The following is a 4878-nucleotide window of genomic DNA, read 5'->3' as shown; positions in this document are numbered from 1 at the left end:
GTGCGGACCCCGGCTCGGCGGAGCCGCCTGCCGAGTTGTCCGGGCCGTCGGGTGGGCCGTCGGCGGTGCCCGCGGCGGTCGCGCCGCTCCCGCTTGGTCTCAAAGCGTCCACTCCCAGCTCGTCCGGCTCGTTCCGGCACCCAAGTTAGGTTAGGCCGTCCTAAGACTAGCCGACCGGTCCGGCGAAGCCGACCGTTTTCCTTCGAGCCGGATCATCCGGACACGTCACACCGGGCGCTGGTCCCGGCACCGACCGTGCCACTCGGCGGGGAGCGGGCGCGGTTTCCGCGCGCCGCGCGGTGCGCTGTTTTTCCACTCAGCACGCACGGTGCCGTTTCATGCGCCGCGCGCGACGCCGTTCGGCGAACCGCGCGCACTGCGCTCGCTGCCGCATATCGGTTTGCTCTGTCCGGCAGAACGAGGCGCGACCGCTCCGGCAATCTTGCGGCGAACGGCTCAGCGCGGTGCAAAAAATCCGCCGCCCCGCGAGCCGGAACGCAGCGCGCGAACATCCGAACCGCTCGTTTCGCGACCCGCGGGCGCACGCGGGCGGACGCGGAAAGAAACCGGCGAGTTCGGATGCGAAACGACCACCGACGCCGCGGCGACGCGCGGTGAGAAGTTGCGAGCCGAGAACATTCGGCGCACGCCCGCATCGGCAGGCACCAAACGAGCGGCGGAACGCCGAACATCCGGATAGCCGAACAGCACTCGGCACCGCACACCCGAACACCGAAAGTGACAATCCGATCAACGGCCGATGCCTGCGCGGCACCCGCGGATTCGGCGCCGACCGGCAATCCCGCGGCGCTCGCGCGAACCGGGCGAGCACTCCCGGTCACTTCTCGATCCCGCACGCCCCGCGAAACAACGCGCCGGAGTCGTGATCGGTATCCGCCCGATCCGCGAACAACCGGCGCACAACGATCAGGGGGCGCCGGGATCACCCGGCGCCCCCTGATCGCGACTGCTTCAGTTCGCCTTGTGGTATTGGTCGACGATGTCGGCGGGGATGCGGCCCCGGTCCGAGACCTTCAGGCCGCGCTTGCGCGCCCATTCCCGAATCGCCTGGTTCTGCTCCCGGTCCGCGCTGGTGGAACCGCTCGAGGAGCGCCCGCTCGAGGACGGCCGCGGGCCGGGCTTCTTGCGCCCACCGGCCCGCCGGGCGCTGGAGACGTAGCCGGACAGCGCGTCGCGCAACTCGCTCGCATTGTCGTTGGAAAGGTCGATCTGGTACGAGACGCCGTCCAGCGCGAACTCGACTGTTTCATCGGCCTGTCCGCCGTCCAGATCGTCGACAAGCGTGACCGTGACCTTCTGCGCCATGGTGGCAATCCTCCCCGGAGTTTGTGCGATAAACCTGATGACGACACCTGGCGCCGTGACCTGGACAGGCGGCCCGGACTCCGCACCGGGACTCTCCCACCGAGCCGCTGGCTGGGCGCTATTGCCGAACTGCTCCACCCGACCTTCCCGTTCCGGCGCACTCGGGGTGCGCCGACCGGGCCACCGGACTCCGGCGGCGGTTGCCCGGAAGTGACTCGCAAGCGGTCCTTCTTCGGGCGGTGCCACCGAGCCGGCGATGAAGTTCGACAGCGCACAACCGAGTTGAACAATCGCCTTCCGGTTGGAGCGTTCGCCGAAGCCGTCATCGGCCGTATCGAAGCTGCCGTCGCAGCTGTCATAGGAGCCGTCACCGAACATTGTCACGGTCAGGTTAGCGCAGCGACTCGGCAAACGCACTCACCCCGCCGAGGAAAATCCTAGGGGACTCCCCGGATCGGGTCATTCCGGGCGAGCTCTCCGAAGCGGATCGAGCCGATACCCACTCGTCGCACCGCATGGTCTCCGGTACTGCCATTCCTGCACCGCCGACGGCAGTCCGCACTCCGCGGCAAGCAGAAAGCACGCACTCACCGGGCCGCGACCTCGCCCGCAGCCGAACTTCCCGATGACCGCACCGGTTCCGCGTGGCAAGCGTCGGACTATCCCTCACGAGTAACGAGCGCGGTGCGGGATACCGATTTCGCAGCGGCGCCGGATCAGCGGAAGTTGCGGTCGTAGACCAACCGCAGCCCGAGCAGCGTCAGATCCGGCACGTGCTGGGTGATCGTTCGCGATTCGGCGACGACCAGTGGCGCGAGACCACCGGTGGCCAGCACCGTCGTCGGGCCGCCGTGGGTGGATTCCAGTTCCGCCACGATCTGCTCCACCAGCCCGTCGACCTGACCCGCGAAACCGAACAGGATCCCGGATTGCAGGCACTCCACGGTGTTCTTGCCGATCACCGAGCGGGGCCGGGTGAGTTCGACCTTGCGCAGCTGCGCGGCGCGGGAGGCCAGCGCGTCCAACGAGATCTCCACACCGGGCGCGAACGCGCCGCCGAGGAACTCCCCTTTCGACGAGATCACATCGACGTTCGTGGACGTACCGAAATCCACCACCACGCAGTTCGTGGAATGCAGGTGGTGCGCGGCCAAGGTGTTGATGACCCGGTCCGCGCCGACCTCCTTCGGGTTGTCCACCAGCAGCGGAACCCCGGTGCGCACACCCGGTTCCACCACGACTCGCGGCACCTCGTCCCAATAGCGGCCGAGCATCACGCGCAGTTCGCGCAGCAACGCGGGCACCGTGGACAACGCGGAGATGCCGGTTATCCCGTCGGCGTGCGAGCCGAGCAGACCGCGCACGGTCAGCGCGAGCTCGTCGGCGGTCATCCGCGGTTCGGTGCGCATCCGCCAGTCCCGCACCAGCCCGCCGTCCGCGCGATCCGCCCCGTCCGCTTCGTCGTAGAGGCCGAGGGTGATGTTGGTGTTGCCGACGTCCAGGGCGAGCAGCACCGGCTTCCTTCCTTCCAGATTTCGCCGCGGGGCGGGCTTCGGGGCGGGTCCGGCCGGTCAGGCTTCGGGACGGGCCAGCAGCGCGTCGAGGCGCGTGGCGTCGTCGGTCTCGGCGGGCGCCGCGGAATCCGCCGGTTCGACGGCGCTGGTGGCGAGCCCGGAACCTGCCGGGGCGGAACCCGGATCGGCGCCGCGTTCGACCACCGCGTTGTCCGCGTCGACGAAGACCACGTTGGCCTCGCGGCTGCGCGCCTCCGCCTCGTCCATCACCCCGTAGGCGATCAGGATGACCAGGTCACCGGGCTCGACCAGGTGCGCGGCCGCGCCGTTGATGCCGAGCACTCCGGACCCGCGGGCACCGGTGATCACGTAGGTCTCCAGCCGCGCCCCGTTGGTCACGTCGACGATCGTGACCTGCTCGCCCGCCAGCAGGTCGGCGGCGTCCATCAGGTCCGCGTCCACCGTGACGGATCCGACGTAGTGCAGGTCCGACCGGGTCACCGTGGCCCGGTGGATCTTCGACTTGAGCATCGTGCGGAACATCGGGACAGCTCCCCTTCATCCACCGCCGCAGCGGTCCGGCACCGGCCGCGGCGTCACTGGGAGCCCAGCACCACGAGCGCGTTGTCGATCAACCTGGTGGTGCCGACCTTCGCCGCCACCAGCAGCCGGGCTTCTCCGGACTCCGGTGCGGGCCCGAGTTCGGTGTCCCGCAGCTCCAGGTAGTCCGGCTGCACGAGCGGTTCCGCGTCGAGCACCTCGCGCGCGGCGGCGACCACCGCCGACGCCCCGGAACGACCCGCGTGCGCACCGGCGGCCATCGCCGCGGACAGCGCGAGGGCGGCGCGGCGCTGCTGCTCGTCCAAGTAGCCGTTGCGCGAGGACAGGGCCAGCCCGTCGGCGTTGCGCACGGTCGGCACGCCCTGGACGCCGGTGTCGAAGTTCAGCTCCCTGGCCATCCGGCGGATCAGCACCAGCTGCTGGTAGTCCTTCTCGCCGAACAGCGCGTAGTCCGGGCGCACGATGCCGAGCAGCTTCGCGACCACGGTCAGCACCCCGTCGAAGTGGCCGGGCCTGCTGGCGCCTTCGAGCTGTTCGCCGATGGATCCCGCGGTGACGCCGATCTGCGGGTCCGGGCCGTACATCTGCGCCGGTTCCGGTGCCAGCACGAGCTCGGCGCCTTCCGCGCGGCAGACCTCCAGATCGGCTTCCTGCGAACGCGGGTAGCGGTCGAAGTCCTCGCCCGGCCCGAACTGCAGCGGGTTCACGAAGATCGACACGACGGTCACCGAGTTCGGCACCTTGCGCGCCGCGCGGATCAGCTCGACGTGCCCGGCGTGCAGCGCGCCCATCGTCGGCACCAGCACGACCTGCCGCCCCGTCGCGCGCAGCGCCCGCGTGACCTTCGCCAGCTCGGCGGGCATGCGGTGCACCGTGAGCTCTCGCGGCGTGAAACCGGGGCCTGCACCAACGCTGTTCGCTGTGGTCATCGCTGCTCCTCGTCCAGCACGTCGGTCACTTCGGAAGCCGAGTGCCGGTCCAGCAACCCGGCCTGCTCGGCGCGCGCCGCGGTGCGGCGGGCCAGCTCCGCGTAGCCGGCGGAGACCTCCGGCGCGGACTCGCGCAGTTCGGCGAGGTGCGCCCGGACCGTGCCGGTGTCGCCCCGCGAAACCGGGCCGGTCAGCCCCTTGTCGCCGAAGCGCAGCGCGTTGTCCAGCGAGGCCGACAGGATCGGCGCCAGCACCCGTTCCGGGATCTCGACACCCGCGCCGCGCAGCAGGTCCGAGCACTCGTTGATCAGGGTGATCAGGTGGTTCGCGCCGTGCGAGAGCGCGGTGTGGTACAGCCGCCGGGCCTGCTCGGGCACCCGCACCGGTTCCGCGCCGAGTTCGAGCGCGAGCACTTCGCCGACGTTCCAGGAGGCTTCGTCCGCCCCGGCGGCGGTGACGGCCGCGCAGGCGCTCGCCAACCGCTCGACGTCCTCGGGTCGGCCGGTGAACGTCATCGCCGGGTGCAGCGCCAGCGGCAGCACGCCGAC

General features: G+C 70.4%; 5 protein-coding genes. All 5 read right to left on the bottom strand.

The features are described 5' to 3' along the window. Positions 1-972: 972 nt before the first annotated feature. Positions 973-1326 (bottom strand): Lsr2 family protein, encoded by a 354-nt coding sequence (locus tag IJH84_RS28900; RefSeq protein ID WP_200068690.1) that lies wholly within the window; start codon positions 1324-1326, stop codon positions 973-975. Between the two features lie 716 nt (positions 1327-2042). Further along, on the bottom strand, positions 2043-2840 hold the full coding sequence (locus tag IJH84_RS28895) for a type III pantothenate kinase (RefSeq protein WP_200068283.1): 798 nt from the start codon (positions 2838-2840) through the stop codon (positions 2043-2045). Positions 2841-2897: 57 nt separating this feature from the next. Further along, on the bottom strand, positions 2898-3383 hold the full coding sequence (panD, locus tag IJH84_RS28890; protein ID WP_200068282.1) for an aspartate 1-decarboxylase: 486 nt from the start codon (positions 3381-3383) through the stop codon (positions 2898-2900). Between the two features lie 53 nt (positions 3384-3436). Beyond that, positions 3437-4330 (bottom strand): pantoate--beta-alanine ligase, encoded by an 894-nt coding sequence (gene panC / locus IJH84_RS28885; protein WP_295151215.1) that lies wholly within the window; start codon positions 4328-4330, stop codon positions 3437-3439. Continuing rightward, positions 4327-4878 (bottom strand): DUF2520 domain-containing protein (locus IJH84_RS28880; RefSeq protein ID WP_295151213.1); only part of this gene is annotated, 552 nt, incomplete at its 5' end. The genes IJH84_RS28880 and panC, both read right to left, overlap by 4 nt.

Origin of the sequence: Saccharopolyspora sp. (assembly GCF_017434145.1) — a bacterium.
In the GTDB taxonomy this organism is placed as follows: Bacteria; Actinomycetota; Actinomycetes; order Mycobacteriales; family Pseudonocardiaceae; genus Saccharopolyspora_C; species Saccharopolyspora_C galaxeae.
This window is presented reverse-complemented; position numbering and strand designations above follow the sequence as displayed.

What these genes read in the sequence shown, in the direction of transcription:
- panD (WP_200068282.1), bottom strand. Translation starts at nt 3,383, where the DNA reads ATGTTCCGCACGATGCTCAAGTCGAAGATCCACCGGGCCACGGTGACC.
- panC (WP_295151215.1), bottom strand. Translation starts at nt 4,330, where the DNA reads ATGACCACAGCGAACAGCGTTGGTGCAGGCCCCGGTTTCACGCCGCGA.
- IJH84_RS28900 (WP_200068690.1), bottom strand. Translation starts at nt 1,326, where the DNA reads ATGGCGCAGAAGGTCACGGTCACGCTTGTCGACGATCTGGACGGCGGA.